The organism is Phreatobacter sp., assembly GCF_030691135.1.
In the GTDB taxonomy this organism is placed as follows: Bacteria; Pseudomonadota; Alphaproteobacteria; order Rhizobiales; family Phreatobacteraceae; genus Phreatobacter.
Map to the genome: position 1 here is coordinate 42,658 of NZ_JAUYFA010000024.1, position 15,517 is coordinate 58,174.

Here is a 15,517-nt window from a genome sequence, read left to right on the forward strand (position 1 = left end):
GGCCGGCCGCGCCAGACTCAGCGCGGCCGCTTGCAGGCGGTGCCGTGTCAGCGGGTGGCGGGAACGATGCGGAAGTTCGACGCCCGGAAGTCCATCGCCTGGGTCGGCGAGGGCTTCCACTCGATGTCCTTGCGCTTGCCGAAATAGAGAACCGAGCGATGCAGGACCGTGTAGCCAGGATCCTCACGCTCGATGATCTCCAACATCCGGCGGAAGGTCGACCGGCGCTCGTCGGGATTGGTCGAGGTTTCCAGCACCGTGCACAGCCGGTTGAAATCGGCGTTGGTCCACTCGCCGGCCTGCTGCTGCTGGCCACGCTCGCAATGCTGGTTGACGATCGACGACACGGGATCGTTGAACGGGGCCGAGTTCGACCAGTCGCGGATGGCGCGCGGGTTCTGCGGATTCGAGCGGTCGAAAATCTGCTGCCAGTTCTCGACCATCTGGAGCTGCACGTTGAGCCCGACGGCCTGCCACATCTGCTGCAATGCCTGCGCGGTCGGGACCTGGTTGGTGTAGTAGCCCGAGGCGACCCGATAGGGGATGACCTCGCCGCGGTAGCCGGCTTCCTGCAGCAGGCGGCGGGCAAGCGCCGGGTCAAAGGCCGGCACGGTCCAGTCGGCATGGAACATCTGGCCGTAATATTCCCACTGAAGGCCAGCGGGGACCGAGGTCTTCCCCTGGAAAAGTGCCTCGACGATCAGGTTCCGGTCGATGGCATGGGTCAGCGCGCGACGGATGCGGGGATCCTGAAGGCGCGGGTGGTTCTTGTCGAACACCAGGAGGCGGTGATTGAGGATCGCGCCGCCGATCACATCGTGACGTGCCGAACGCTCGATGGCACGGAACTGGTCGGGCGGCACGTCGGTGATGAAATCGAACTGACCGGACAGAAGCCCGTTCACCCGGGTGGCGATTTCCGGGACGACGACGAAGCGGAGCTCGCGGATCGGCGGGCGACCGCCCCAGTACTCGTCATGGGCCTCGAGGACGAGAATATTGTCCGGGCGGAATTCCTTGACCCGGTAGGGACCGGAGCCCACCGGGCGGCGGGCCCAGGCTCCCCAGTTCTCCGCGGCCTGGAAACCGGCGCGGGAAATGATCTCGGTGCCGTTGCGGGTCAGGCGGCCTTCCAGCGTCAGGTCCGCCACGCGGTTGGTGTAGCGCACCGTATAGGGGCCGACGGCCTCCATCGAACCGAAGGCGGGCAGGAGCCGGCCCGCGATGGCGACCGCCTCGCGCGGCACCGAGGTCGCGCCCTGCGCGCCTTGGGCGAACAGCGTCGCGGTGGGCTGGCCGCTGGTCTGGGGATTGGCCTCGCCCGTGCCCCACATGCGTTCGCGGCCGAAGGTGAAGACCACGTCCTCGGCGGTCATCTCGCGGCCGTCATGGAACTTGACGCCGCGGCGCAGCGTGAACTCGATGGTCTGGGGGTCGATGCGGCGGTAGCTCTCGGCAAGGCCGGGCTTGAGGCTGAGATCGCCGGTCTTGTCCACCTCGATCAGGTTCTCGAAGATGGAATCGAAGATGCGCGCGCCGACATTGGATTGCTCGCGCAGCGGCTCGAGCGCACCGGAAGTCACGATCTGCTGCACGGCGATGGTGATGACCGGCCGCGTGTCGGCAGGCTGGGCCGACAACGGCGCCGCGAAGGCGGCGACGATCGGCAGCGCGACCACAAGGCGGCGGGCGAGTTTGGGTATGCAGAACGGCATGGCGGACCTCCGACGGCTAACGAGCCCGACGAGTGCCACGGCGATGTGAAGGTGTGGTCGCCGTGCGATGACGGTTCAAAGACGGCTGTGGAGTAAAGCGCGCAGGTCTCCAGCAGGCACCGATGTCGAGGGGAAAAGTTACGAGCCGACGCGCGCCGGACAGCCCCGGGAACCACTTCGTCAGCGAGCTGCGCCGAGCCCCCGGGCCGTCACAAACAAGTTCCCGCTGGCATGTTGAAAGACATATGCACGGCTGACGGGGATCGTCCCGACGGGGCGCCGAGGCGAAAAGCCGCCGGCCACACGCGTCGATCCGACGGCTTCAAGAAGCGTCGTCGGAGAACAACCGTCCCGGAGCATGCCTGTTCCGCAAGGAACTGGCAGCACTCCATGCTACCATCATGATTCATGCAGTCGCGAACCCATGAGCCGAGGCAATTCCGATGTCGACGAGGCGTTTGCTGGGTTTTATCGGAGTTGGGATTTTAGCCGTCGGCAGCTTCGGCTCCCCGTCCGCCATGGCAGCGCAGGTCGGCCGCGTCACCGAGGGTCAGGGCCCGGCTTTTGCAGAGAATGCCGGCACGACCCGCTCGCTGGTCCGCGAAACCGGCGTGATGCTCAACGATCTGGTCCGAACCGAGCGTGAGGGCCGCGTTGCCATGACCCTTGGTGAGCGCACCACACTCCGCATGGGTGGCCAGGCGCGCGTCCGCATCGACCGCTTCATCGCCAGCCAGGGCGGCACCATCACGATCGGCTCCGGGGCGGTCGGCGTGGATACGCAGGGCCGCCTGCCGCGGGGCCTGACCGTGCGCAGCCCCTATGCACTTGTCGCGGTCAGAGGAACCCGTTTCGTCGTCGGGGCTGAGCCGACCCGCGGTTTTTCTGTTCTCGTCGATGAGGGGCGGGTCGATGTGCGGGCGGGGGGTGTGACGGTCAAGCTCGGACCCGGCGAAGGAACGACGGTGGCGCGGCGCGGCGAGAGGCCCTCGCCACCGGCACCCTGGTCGCGCGAGCGCGCCGCAAGTTTCCGGGCGTTGCTGCGCTGACGTCTCGACTGGCACCTCTGCCTGCATTCTGCCGGGCCTTCGCAGAACAAGAGCGGCGGCGGGGGCTGCCCGGTTAGAGTTCTTCAAACTGTGAAGACGGTTCTCGGCTCCGAGGCAGGGCTCGCCTGCCAGGCGCCCACCGGCCGCAGATCCTCCGCCTGGAGCCGGGCGGCGGCACCCGGCCCGATCAGGATCGACGTTCCGAAGGTCTTGTTCGCCGCCTCCAGCTTGGCGGCCGCATTGATGGCGGGGCCGTGGGCTGTGTAATCGAGCTTTCGGCCACCTCCGATATCGCCGAGGATCGCGGGGCCTGTCTCGATGCCGATGCGCGTGCGCCCGAGTTTGAGCTTTGCGCCCAGCGGTGAGGTCCTGAGCTGTTCGGTAGCGGCCAGCATCTGCCGCGCGCAATCGAGCGCCTTCTTCGGGTGGTCGTCGCAATCCATCGGCGCGTTGAAGAAGGCGTGGAGGGCGTCGCCGACGACCTTGTCGACCATCCCGCCATGGGCGATGACGATCCCGGCCGTCATTTCCACATAGGCGTCGAGGAGCGCGATGAGGTCCTTCGGCGATGCGCGCTCGGTCATCGCGGTGAAGCCCTCGATATCGGTGAAGAGCGCGGTGATCTCACGCTCTTCACCGTCGATCTTGATCCGCGAGGGATCGTCCGCGATTCTGGCCACAACCTCGGCGGGCAGGTGCTGGGCAAAGCGCCGCTCGATCGCCCGGCGCTCGCGAAGGGTTGCCGAGAACAGGATGAGGGCCGTCACCTGGACCGGGATGAGGCCGATGAGGGGCGGGCCGAGGGGATCGATCAGGAACCCGGCAAAAGCAAAGAGAGCCAGACAGAGACCGATCCAGCCTGCCGCGAGCACCAGCGAGATTGCGGTGGCGATGAAGGGGGAAGTGACGAGGACAGCAATCATCCCGCCGAGGGCGATGATGAATGTCATGGCGATCTCGGCTGACCGGCCATGGGGCGGCGTGACCGGAGCCTGCCCGCCGAGAATCTGTTCCACCGTTTCGGCGATGATCTGAACCGATGGCATGAAGGGGTCGGTATGGGTGGCGCGCAGGCCCCCGATCTCCGGGGCGCTGGCGCCGAGGAGCACGATGCGTCCTTTCAGGGCCGAGGAGTCGTCTCCTCGCAGGAGACGCGTTGCGGAGATGGTGCGGGCAACGCGGTCATCGGCTCGGCCGTGATGAAGGCGAAGCGAGAGGTCGCTCGTCAGCGGTACGGAGGCCTCACCCACCCTGAGGCGCCCGCCGGGAACGTCGATGATCACGCTCGACGCATCGAACCGGGCCTGGACGAGCGCCAGTCCTAAGCCGGCGAGGGGCTGACCCTGGGCGCTGACCACGAGCGGGCTCGCGGTGATCACCTGCCCGGACACCTCGTCTCCGGCAAGGAACGAGACGATGCCGATGCCCCGGGCGGCCAAGAAGAAGGGCTCGGGAGCAACGATCACTCCAGGTGCTTCCGGCACCTGAACGTCACGTCCATCGCCGACGACGACGATGGAGAGCGGCTGCACCACCGCCGCCGTGACCTGCTCGGGATCGAGCACCGCGCCGAGGATGGTGGGCACCTTGCCGATGGCCGCGGCGAGGAGGGGCGTGCCCTCATCATCCCGTCTGTCGGAGAGGACAATGTCGACGCCGAGTACCTGCGGCTCTGCGGCAGCGATCCTGTCGATCAGAGTTGCGAGCTTTTCGCGCGACCAGGGCCATGGCCCCATCAGGCTGAGGGACGCCCTGTCGATGTCGACGACCATGACGGGCGTGCCTGGCGGCGCGGTGCGCGGGAAGAACCGCCCGATGAGCGCATAGCCGTTCTCGCGAAGACGGCTCGCAGGCCCCGCCTCGACAAAAAAATAGATCGCCACGCCCATGATCGCAGCCAGCGCGCCGGCTGCGAGAGCCATCAGCCGCCTGCGGCGGGCTCCAGACAGGAACCCCTTCAAATCTCGTCCAACTGCGCAAGTTCCGCGAGCTTTTCGAGGTGGCAGGAATAGCCGGCCTTGGTGCGCACGAGGGCCCCCCGGTCAAGCAGTTGAGAAATGGCCTGGTTGACCTTGGGCCGCGTCGCGCCGACGAGGGACGCCAGTTCGCCCTGGGAATAGGGGAGGCTCACCTCGACCCTGCCACGCTCCTTGCGGCGATCGACGGCGAGGTGATGGAAGAGCCGGGCCACCCGCGTCTCGATGCTCATCAGGGCGATCGATTCGAGCTGGGCTGTCGTCTCTCGGAGTCGCGAGCAGAGCCCGCCGATGACGGCCTTCCGGAACGGGCTGGATGCCTCGATCAGGCCCCAGACATCCTCGCGCGCCAGCGTGAAGCCGGCCACCTTGGTGAGCGCGGTGGCATCGGTCGAGCGGGGCTCACCGTCGAGGATTCCGAGCTCGCCGAAGACCTCGCCAGCCGCCGCCATGCGGACGGTGACCTCGCGTCCTTCCTCGGTGATGAGCGACAGGCGGACGAGACCGGAGACGAGGATGACCAGCGTGTCCGCGTTCTCCCGCCGCTGGAAAATGGTCTGGCCGCCCGTCCAGGCCTTTGCCCGGGCCCGTCCGGCGAGCGACGCGAGCTGATCGCCTGCTTTTCCAAACCAGGGATGGCGCGACAGGATCTCAAGAGCTGGATTGTTTTCGCTCATCATCGATCCCGTTGGACGCCCGTCAATGCGCCGCCGGACCTTGCTCGCACTCTCACGCCACCTGCACCACCGGGCATCTGATTCTTCCGCTTCGACGATGGCTCCACGCATGAGCGACGTTGGCTGCCACCCTCGATCCCGGCATGATCAGCATGACGGTCTCAGCTTCAAGCAAATTCTTCCTGCCGACCAGGCCGCAGATCGTGCGGGCCGGAGAATCAGTCGATCTCCCGGATCAGCCGGAAGCCCGCCACCTGATCGCGAATGGCGGGCGCGCTGATGATGCGCGCATCGAGCATGCGCAGGCTCGGCGGGTCGGCCCAAGACCCGCCTCGCAGCAGGCGCGGGGCCTGAGGTTCACAATCGCGCGGCGGAAATTCCGCATCGGCCCGCGGCTGCGGGGCGCAGGTCGCGACCCATTCCCAGACATTGCCGTTGAGGTCGTGGAGACCCCAGAGCCCCGCGGCAAACCGGCCGACGGGCGCGGTATAGATGGCGCCGTCGGTGCAGCCCGTCGCCTCCCAATCGGGGAACACGGCGCGGGCAGACTGGTCCGCCCCGTTGCCGATCATGCACATCTGCGGACTGTCGCGCCTCAGCCACCGCTCGGCGGCGGCAAGGTAGTGCCACTCGGGATCGGTCGGCAGCCGATAGCGCTGCCCCGTCTTCTGCGACAGCCATGCGGCATAGGCCTTCGCATCCTCGTAGCTGACGCAGACCACCGGGTGATCGTCCCCCTGATCGAAGCCGGGCGATTGCCAGGATAGGACGGGATCGAGCCGCCAGGAAGGGGATCGCGCATGGCATCCCGGTGCGATCACCCTGCCGCTCTCCCTGACAAAGGTGGCGAAATCGCCGCGGGTCGTCTCATGGCGAGCGACCGCAAAGGGGCGCGGCAGATCGATGCCGATCTCGCGGCTCGCATTGGCGATCGAGATCTGCATGGTGACCCGGCCAGCCGGAACCACAACCAGGTCCAAGCAGGTGTCGCAGTCCCGGAAGCCCTCACCGTCTCCGGGCTTGCGGAATATCCGGGTTGCGCCGGCCTGGATCGGCACATAGCCGAGGGCCGCGATCCGGGTTTCGGCCGCGTTGCGATCGGCGCCACGGCCCATGAGGTCGACAAGCGCCTGAGCGCTCGTCGCGGTCTCGACCTCACGGCTCAGGATCTCGGCGGGGGTCGGTAGGGCCGAACTCGTCACCGGCGGCGCGAAGGCGATCGCCGGGGCGCGATCTTCCACCCCGGACGGCGGCGGCGGCGCGCCAGCCTGACCCAGAGCCGGCGTCGGGACGGGGGGCACGGCGAGGCCCGGCGCTCTCGGTGATGCCGCCGGCTCCCGCGTCTCGCGGGGCGGCTCGGGGCGCGGTGCGGGCGCAATCGCCGGGGATGCGGGCGTCTCGGCCACCGGCGGTGCGGCCGGCACGGCCGCAGGTTGAGGCTGCGCCTCATCCCGAGGCGGCGAAACAGGCGCCGGGCGCTCGGCGGGCGTGGCAGGAACCTGACCGGCGGCGCGGGGGGCGGCAGCGCTCGCGACGGGAGATGGCGCCGACGGGGGCTGGCGGAGGAGCTGGAGGGAGAGCCAGCCGGCAAGGCCGGCCAGCACCAGTCCGGTCAGGACGACCACGGGCATGACGGCGCGTCTCGGCCGATCGCCGGCGGGCACGGCCTTCGGCGGGTCCGACCGGGGCGTGCCGACGGCCGACACGGCAGGTTCAGACGGCCGCCGCTCACCCGATGGAAGCGGGGCGGCCGGCGCAGCTTTGGCCGCAGCCGCCGTCTCGCGCGGCGGCGGAACGAGGGCAACGCCCGCAAGTCCCGCCGTCAGCGCCAGAAAGTCCCGCGTCCAGAGGTCGGGATCGACAGGAATGGCCCCGGTTCCGATTTCCAGCACGGCATCCAGGGCTTCGAGGAGCGCGTCCGGATAGTCGCCCGCGGCAACGGAGACCGCGGCGAAGCGGGCATCGAGCTGACGGTCCCGCTCCGGCGGCGGCACGGCAAGCCCCGTCACCAGACGGTAGAGGACACCCGCCGCCGCGGCGAGATCGCCCGCCCGCGCCTCCGGGCCCGCAGCCTGGAGCAGCGCCCCCGCAAGCACGACGTCGGAGGGTTCGCTCAGTTGAACCTCGCGCGCCGACACGGCGCCATGGGCGAGCCCGAGGCGATGCAGCCCGGCGAGGCCATGCACGAGACGGTGGCCGATCATGGCGAGGTCGGCGGCGCTCGGCCGCCTCAGGAGGTCGTTGGCCCAGACATCCAGGGCCGGACGCGACGTGCCGGACGAGGCGAGATAAACCGTCCCGAAGGCCCGCAGCTCCTGTCGCGGCGCATCGATGGCAGGATCGGCGAGGGCCTGCAGGCCTGCGGCCCGTTCCAGGAAGGCCTGAAGCCTGGCATCGACATCCCCCTCCCAGCCCCGGATCGGCTGAACCGAGCCGTCGTCGAGCCTCGCCGCAAGACCGGCGGGGAAGAACTCGGTCAAGGTCACGCTCGCCTGGTCGGCGAGCCGCAATCCCTCGTAGCTCAGCGCCGCTGATCCGGAGGCGCGGTGTTTGAGGACGAGAAAATCGTCACCGACCCGGGTTCCCGGCGGCAAGGGACGGCGATCGTCTGCCGCCGGGGTGGGAGGGTTGACTGAACTCATGCGCAGCTGGCGGTCCTGAACTCGACACGGCGATCGATATCCGTGCTGCTATCATCCCGCGGCAGCCCGACCAAGACCTCGCGTGAGCCGACCCCCGCCGGTCTGAGGCGGGCGGCAAGACCGGGAGCACGCTCCGACAGCAGGGCGATGATCCTTTCCGCGCGCTCGCGCGACAGACGCTCGTTGAACGCCTCGAGGCCCGTCCGGCTGGCATGGCCGACGACCTCGAGACAGCCTTCCGCACTGCCCGCGCGGGTCGCGATCTCGTTGAGCCAGTTGGCATAATGCGCGGCGGCCGCCGTCTGCGAATTGAAGTTCGTCGTCCCCACCTCGAAAAGAAACAGAACCCCCAGCCGGCCAAGGTTGAGCCCGTTGCTGACGAGTTGCGAGAAGGCCTTTGCCGCCTCGTCCCTCTCACCGATGGCCATCAGCGCCAGGTAGAGACCGTTGAGGGCACGCAGCTGATCGCCTTCCGGCATGGCCCTCGCCTCACGGTAGAGATCGAGCGCGCGACGCGCATCGCCCGCCTCATAGGCGACGGTGGCCTCGCGGATTCGCGCCGCTGCGGGAAGCTGAGCCATATAGGCCGGGCTGACGGGATCGCCGGGCCGGGAGCGCTGGCAGGTCTCGATATAGGCGGTGGTTGCCGCGTCGAGCCCCCAGACGGGGGTATCGGCATAGAAGCGAGCCGGCGCAATATCGACGTCGGAGATGGTGGCTCTGGCGACCGATCGGGCGGCGACGGTTTTCGACGCCTGATCGATGAGGGCGAAGCAGATCCAGAACGCATCCCGCGGTCCGGCCGGCTGTCCCGCATTGTTGATGGTGTTGAACGTGCCGATGAAGATGAACTTGGCCTTGGCCAGGTTCTCGACCGTGAACGGCAGCACCTCGATGTGCTGGTAGCGTTCGGCGACCAGCGTCGCGATCCGACGGTCGAAGCCGCGCGTCGCCGCCGACTGGATCCCCGTGACCCCGTCGACCAGGGGATCGATGACGATAATCGTCTTCTCGGCGGTAACCGGGACGGTGTTGAAGAGGGCTGTCGCCGCATTCAGGAAGGCCCGCTCCAGGGGAACGAGCTGCGGCGGGCGTGGCATGGCCGGTGGCTGTCCGAGCCCCTGGGCGAAGCCTCCTGCGCTGAACCCGACGAGGCTTGCGCACACGAGAGCAGCAAGGATGGCGGGCCGGACCAAGGCCGAAGTGCCCTGCTGGCACCTGCGCCAGATCGCAGGGAAGGAGATGATGTCGTTCAACATGGCGGATCCTCGCATGAGAATTTTCGGAACATAAGCTCTCAGGCCGCAGAGCTCGTACGTGGGGACTGGACAGCTGCAACCTTGTTGCCGCGCATGCGGGCGATGACGTCGTCCCGGTCACCGAAGGCGAGTGCGGTGCCGAAGGACATCACCAGCACCTTGTCGACATAGGCGAGCAGCTGCGGGCGGTGGGTGACGACGACCACCGTGCGGCCCGCCTCCTTCATCGCGGCGATGGCCTGGCCGAGGGCGCGCTCGCCCTCCTCGTCGAGATTGGAATTGGGCTCGTCGAGGACGATGAGGCGCGGATCCCCGTAGAGGGCGCGGGCGAGGCCGACACGCTGGCGCATGCCGCCGGACAGCGCGAGGCCGCCCTCCCCGATCGGCGTGTCATAGCCCTGCGGCAGCCGCAGGATGACGTCATGGGCGCCGGCGGCCTTGGCGGCGGCGACGACTGCACGGCTGTCGACATCGGCAAGACGGGCGATGTTGTCGGCCACCGTCCCGGCGAAGAGCTCCACATCCTGCGGCAGATAGCCGACGCTCTTGCCGAGCTTGTTGCGGTCCCACTGGTTCAAGGCAGCGCCATCGATGCGGATTTCGCCGGCGCGCAGTTCCCAGACACCGGCCAGGGCCCGCGCCAGGCTCGACTTGCCGCTGCCCGACGAGCCGACGATCGCCACGCTCTCGCCGGGCTGAACGCTGAAGGAGACCCCGCGCACGGAAGGCTTGGCGGCAGCGGGAGGAACGATGGCGACATTCTCGACCTCGATCTGGCCCTGCGGCACGGGAAGGCTGACCGGCGCCGCCTTCTGCGGAAACTCGTTCATCAGGTGGCGAAGCCGGCGATAGGCGCTGCGGCACCCGACGATCCGCTTCCACTGGCCGACGATCTGCTCGACGGGAGCCAGCGCGCGGCCGATGATGATGGAAGCTGCCATCATCGCCCCGGGAGAAATCTGTTTCTCGATGGCGAGCCAGGCCCCGGCTGCGAGAACGCCGGTCTGCACCGCGATGCGGGCGAACTTCGACATGGCGACGAGGGCGGCGGTCAGCTCGGCCGAGGCGACATTGGCGGCAACCGCCGCGCTTTGCTGTCCGCTCCAGCGCTCGAGCACGGTATCGCCCATGCCGAGGCCGCGGACGACCTCGCCGTTGCGGAGCGCCGACGCCGCGAAGGTCGAGGCATCGTTCGACAGACGCGAGGACTGGTCGACGCCGCGCTTCGTCAGGATCTCGGTGAGGACCGCCAGCGCGAAGAGAACCACGGCACCGGCCAGAGCGATCATGCCGAGCACCGGATGCATGAAATAGCAGAGCAGCACGAAAAGCGGCGTCCACGGCAGATCGCAGATGATCGCCACCGTGCCGCTGGCCAGCGAGTCGCGGATGGCCTCGGCATCGCGAATGAGCTGCTGCCCCTGGCGCCGCTCGGGATCGAGCTCGGCCCGCATCATGGCATCGAAGAGAGGCCGGCGGAGGACGCGTTCGAAGGCGACGGACGAGCGCACCAGCACGCCCGAGCGGGCATACTCCAGGATGCCGTAGAGCACGAGGAAGATGAGAACGATGAGGGTCAGGAGGAGGAGCGTGGTCTCGTTGCGGCTGGCAAGGACGCGGTCATAGATCTGCATCGAGTAGATCGGCATCGCGAGCATGGTCGCATTGATGAACATGCTGATGATGACCGCGGCGAACGTCCCCGGCAGACAGGCGCGAATGGCGACCTTGAGGGGATCGATCGGTTTCTGGCTCCGAGCCTCGTCCATCGCCTGTGCCATCGGTCTCAAGTCCCTTTCTAGCGGAGCCAATCTGCTCGTCGCAACCGCACCTGTCGCGCGCCATCAATCTGTCCTGCCGAAAAATTTGAGGCTGTTCCGCGGGGAACAGCGCCCGCCGGCGCTCGAGGCCAAGGTTGGGACATCGAGGAGCCGAGACGAACAGCCCCTGCGATGGATCAAAACCTCGAAGGCCCGGAGCGGCCTTCAACACCCAGATGGAGCGGGTCATGAGCAACGGATTTTTTGGTTTCTTCGAGGACGCAGCCGAGGCTGTCGGCGGGCTCATCGAAGATGGTCAGGAAGCGGTCGAGGATTTCGGCGAGGCTGTCGCCGAAACGGCGGAAGCCGTGGTCGACGGTGTCACGGGTGCCGCCCAGGATGCGGGCGAAGCCGTCACCAACACCGCCCGTGACGCCTCGCGCGCCGTCGGCGAAGTCGTCGGAAGCGTTACCTCCGCCGTTCTGCAGGGCGGCCAGGCGGTCACCGAGGGCGTCAACGCCTTCGTCCGGGATCCCGGCGGCACGATCAACCGGACCGCCGAGGGCGCCGCCCAGGGCTTTGAGACCGCTGGCAAGATCGTGGTTGACGCGATCGGCAACGGCATCGTCGGCACCGGCCAGCTGGTCGGCAAGGCTGCCGATGGCGTGAAAGAGGGCGCCGAGGCCGTCCAGAATGGCCTGGATGAAGCCGGCAAGGCCGCGGGCAAGGTCGTCGAGACGGTCGGCAAGGCCATCCAGGACGGAGCCAAGGATGTGGCCAACGAGGCCGGCAAGGTCGTCGACGGCGCCAAGGACGCCGCGGTCGACTTCGGCAAGGGCGCGGGCCAGGTCCTGCGTGATGCCGCCACCGAGGCCGGCAAGGTCGTCGACGGCGCCAAGGACGCCGCGGCCGACTTCGGCAAGGGCGCGGGCCAGGTCCTGCGCGACGTCGCCGAAGAGACCGGCAAGGTCGTCGATGGCGCCAAGGACGCCGCGATCGACTTCGGCAAGGGCGCGGGCCAGTTCCTGCGTGACACGGCCGAGGAAGCCGGCAAGGTGGTCGAGGATGTTCGCGAGGCGGGCGAGACGGCCCTCTCCGATGCCAGCCGTGTCGCCGGACGGATCGTCGAAGCCGCCAAGGATGGTGCCGAAGCCATCGGTGAGGCAGCCGGCGAGGTCGCCGACGGCGCCACCAAGGTTGGCGGACGGATCCTCGAAGGGATCGGCGAGGGTGCCAAGAACACCGCGGAAGGCGTGGCCGAGAACGTGGTCAATGCCGCCGAGACGGCGGGCAAGGTGGGTGGCGCCTATGTCGAGGGCGTCATCGAGACCGGCCAGAACCTGCTCGACGTGGCTGGCAAGAACTTCAACGACGTCAAGGACGGCGTCGGGAACGCGGTTGAAAACGCGGCGGAAACCGCGCTCGAGGTCGCGACCAGCGTCATCGATGGCATCGTCACGGCCGGCAAGAACACGGCCGAAACGGCAGGCGATGTGGCCCGCAATACGCTCGAGGGCATCGGCCGGCAGGCCGCCACCGCCATCGAGACCGGCGCCGAGATCATCGAGGCCGTCGGAACCGGCATCGGAAATGCCGCCGGAAACGCCGTCGAGGTCGTGGTGGACAATGCCGCCGAGGTCGTCGACACCGCACGCGATGTCGGAGCCATCATCGGCGACACCCTGCAATCGGCCGGCGACAAGCTCGGCGCGGGTTTTGCCAAGACCGGCGAGCTCGTCACCGAGGCGGCGGAAGCCGCTGAAGCGACCACGAAGGATGTCGTCGACTTCGTCGCCGACAAGGCGGGCGATGCCGCACGGCTCGGCAAGACGGTCATCGATCAGGTCGTCGAGACCGGCGAGGCTGCGGTGACGACGGGCAAGGCGGTGCTGGAGAAGACGGGCGAGGCAATCGTCGATGGCGCCCGGAGCGCCGCCAATGGCGCGGCGAAGGTGGTCGACGACGCCCGGCAGGGCCTCGAAGACGGCGTCGGCATTGCCGCGGATATCGGTGCGGGCCTGGCCGGTGGTCTCGGCAAGGCAGGCGAGACAGCGGTCAAGGCGGGCGCCGAGATCATCGACGCCTTCCGCGAAGGCTTCGCCGACAACGCCAAGATCGACGACAGCCTGTCGGTCGTCAGCACCGGTCGCTCATCGGGCGAGCAGGCGCTCGTCGCCGAGAAGGGCGAGAAGGGCAATTCCTTCCTCGGCTCGTTCTTCGACGACGCCAAGGAAGCGGTCGAGGAGGCTACCAAAGCCGCCGGCAAGGGCTCGCAGGAGAGCAGCGACCCGCGCTTCATCCTGGTCGGCAACGACCAGGCCGGCGGCAAGGTCGCCGACATCGGCAAGGCCAGGGGATCCGAGGTCGAGAAGCCGCTCTTCGAGCTGAAGGAAGAGCTGCCGAAGGAGATCTTCGACAAGCAGCCGAAGGGCCCCTCCTTCGACGACTTCGACGACTTCGCCGTGGCCGCGAAGCCGGCCGCCAACTCCTTCGGCAAGGGTGCACCGGTGCAGGACGCTCCCCCGCCGGCCACCTTCGGTGGGTTCGACAAGGACTTCGGTGACGATGCCCCGAAGATCTCGTTCAACCTCTTCTGAGACGGGCGACGTCTGACGCCCCGCAGGACGGCGCATCGTCCTCCTCGCCTGAACTGGACCGGCTGTTCCCCCTGGAACAGCCGGTCTCTCGGCTTCGGCGGTAAACCTTCGGGGCAACATCCGACGAAGCGCCGGGAAGGACCGACCGATGAACGGCAAGACCCTTGAATGCGAAGCCTCCTGCGATCACCGCCGCTACTCCAGGCTCGCCTTTGGCGCCATCATCCTGGTGTTCGGAGGCTTTGGAGCCTGGGCCGCGATCGCCCCCCTCGACAGCGCGGCGGTTGCTCCGGGGCGCATCGCGGTCGAGGGCGACCGCAAGCCCGTCCAGCATCTGGAAGGCGGGATCGTCCGGGAGATTCTCGTCAAGGCGGCTGATCAGGTCGAGGAAGGCCAGGTCCTGTTCCGGCTCGACACCACCAACGCCAAGGCCAATGTCGACCTCCTCACTCGCCAGCTCGATGCCGTCTTCGTCCAGGAGGCGCGCATTCTGGCGGAACGCGAAGGCTCGGCCCCCATCGCATTCCCGCCGCAACTCCTCGCCAAGGCCGGCCAGCCCTACCTGGCCCAGGCCATGTCCGAGCAACAGCGCCTGCTCTCGGAAAGGCGCAACTCGCTGCAGAACCAGATCGGCATCCTGGAGACGCGGATCGAGCAGACCACCCGCGACATCGATGGCCGCAAGCGTCGCCTTGAAGCGCTGGCGAGCCAGCGGCAAAGCCTGACGGCCGAGATCGACCGGATTCGTCCCGTCATGGAGCGGGGCTTCTTTCCCCGCAACCGCTTCAGCGCGCTGGAACGCGATGCCTCCCGTCTCGACGGGGAGGCAGGCGGCCTCGAAGGGGATCTTGCACGGCTCGATCAGGTCATTTCGGAGTCGCGTCTGCAGATCCAGCAGATTCGCCAGCGGGCCCAGGAGGAGCAGACACAGGCCCTGACCGACATCCGCGCCAGGATCGCCGACACGCGCGAAAAGCTCGAGGTCGCCGAAGCGGTCCTGACACGGATCGACGTCCGCGCGCCGCGGGCCGGCATCGTCCTCAACGTCCAGGTGACGACGGCAGGCGCCGTCATCTCGCCTGGCGCGACGCTCGCCGAGATCATCCCGCCGATGCAGCGCCTGACTCTCACGGCCCGGGTCTCGCCCCTGAACATCCAGAGCGTCGCCACCGGTCAACGCGCCGAGATCCGCTTTCCCGCCTTCTCGAGCCGCAAGGCCGACCCGATCTTCGGCAGGGTGGTGACCGTCTCGGCGGACGCCGTCGAGGACCCGCGCACCCGGGAGACCTTCTACCAGACGAAGGTGACCATCGAGCGCAGCGACATCCCCGCCGAGCTGGCCGCCAAGATCGTGCCCGGCATGCCGGCCGATGTGATCATCATCACCGGGGAGCGGACGATGTTGACCTATCTGATCGGCCCCCTGCGCGACACCCTGGCGCGGTCCATGCGGGAGCAGTAACCGGTCACGGGAACGGCCGCCCACCGTCAGTTCCGCTGGTCCCGCGCCTGAGTTTTCCGGGACGAGGAGTTGGAGACCGGCCCCGGCGAGAGCGGACGAAGGACGCCAGCAAGAGTTCTACCAGTCGCAGCGGCGGGCAATCTGCACCAACGATGCGGACGGGAAGATGATCCTCGACCGGTCGGCCCGGCCAACGGATCCGGCACCAGGAGCGCAACGTCGCAAGGCCATCGGTCCGGAGTTCTTTTGCGGAAAGTTCAGGCCTGTTCCGGCGGGAACAGCCCAGGCTGTGGGGCTGGCCTAGGGTCTGGACATCGGGGCGGGAGACGCCCCTGCCAAACCTGAGGGACCACCGCCATGACCCGCTTCAAGACCTTCGC

Annotated in this window: 9 protein-coding genes; 3 read left to right on the forward strand and 6 right to left on the reverse strand. The window is 68.0% G+C overall.

Going from position 1 to position 15,517, the window contains the following annotated elements:
- Positions 1-47: 47 nt before the first annotated feature.
- The gene (locus Q8O26_RS03695) at positions 48-1,715 is read right to left on the reverse strand and encodes an ABC transporter substrate-binding protein (protein WP_305573592.1); all 1,668 of its coding nucleotides are present in this window, start codon (positions 1,713-1,715) and stop codon (positions 48-50) included.
- Between the two features lie 518 nt (positions 1,716-2,233).
- On the opposite strand from Q8O26_RS03695, the gene Q8O26_RS03700 reads away from it, so the two are divergent.
- Complete coding sequence (locus tag Q8O26_RS03700; RefSeq protein ID WP_305573594.1) at positions 2,234-2,764, forward strand: FecR family protein; 531 nt, start codon at positions 2,234-2,236, stop codon at positions 2,762-2,764.
- Positions 2,765-2,847: 83 nt separating this feature from the next.
- Here Q8O26_RS03700 and Q8O26_RS03705 read toward each other — a convergent pair whose 3' ends face one another.
- The 5 genes from Q8O26_RS03705 to Q8O26_RS03725 all read right to left on the reverse strand — a co-directional run bounded on the left by Q8O26_RS03705 (position 2,848) and on the right by Q8O26_RS03725 (position 11,099).
- Positions 2,848-4,686: a CHASE2 domain-containing protein gene (locus Q8O26_RS03705; RefSeq protein WP_305573596.1), complete on the reverse strand. Its 1,839-nt coding sequence runs from the start codon at positions 4,684-4,686 to the stop codon at positions 2,848-2,850.
- Positions 4,687-4,721: 35 nt separating this feature from the next.
- A complete protein-coding gene (locus Q8O26_RS03710) occupies positions 4,722-5,417 on the reverse strand; it encodes a Crp/Fnr family transcriptional regulator (RefSeq protein WP_305573597.1) in 696 nt (231 codons plus the stop codon).
- A 218-nt stretch (positions 5,418-5,635) separates the two neighbouring features.
- Positions 5,636-8,059 carry an SUMF1/EgtB/PvdO family nonheme iron enzyme gene (locus Q8O26_RS03715; protein WP_305573599.1) on the reverse strand — a complete coding sequence of 808 codons (2,424 nt, stop codon included), beginning with the start codon at positions 8,057-8,059 and terminating at the stop codon, positions 5,636-5,638.
- Positions 8,056-9,159, reverse strand: coding sequence for an OmpA family protein (locus tag Q8O26_RS03720; RefSeq protein WP_305573601.1), 1,104 nt, complete (start codon positions 9,157-9,159; stop codon positions 8,056-8,058). The genes Q8O26_RS03715 and Q8O26_RS03720 overlap by 4 nt, the downstream gene beginning before the upstream one ends.
- A 197-nt stretch (positions 9,160-9,356) precedes the next feature.
- Positions 9,357-11,099, reverse strand: a complete 1,743-nt coding sequence (locus Q8O26_RS03725) for a type I secretion system permease/ATPase (RefSeq protein WP_305573603.1) — start codon at positions 11,097-11,099, stop codon at positions 9,357-9,359.
- A gap of 227 nt (positions 11,100-11,326) precedes the next feature.
- Between Q8O26_RS03725 and Q8O26_RS03730 the strand changes: the two genes are divergently transcribed.
- Positions 11,327-13,675 (forward strand): hypothetical protein, encoded by a 2,349-nt coding sequence (locus tag Q8O26_RS03730; protein ID WP_305573604.1) that lies wholly within the window; start codon positions 11,327-11,329, stop codon positions 13,673-13,675.
- A gap of 148 nt (positions 13,676-13,823) precedes the next feature.
- Complete coding sequence (locus Q8O26_RS03735; protein WP_305573606.1) at positions 13,824-15,137, forward strand: HlyD family type I secretion periplasmic adaptor subunit; 1,314 nt, start codon at positions 13,824-13,826, stop codon at positions 15,135-15,137.
- Positions 15,138-15,517 lie beyond the last annotated feature (380 nt).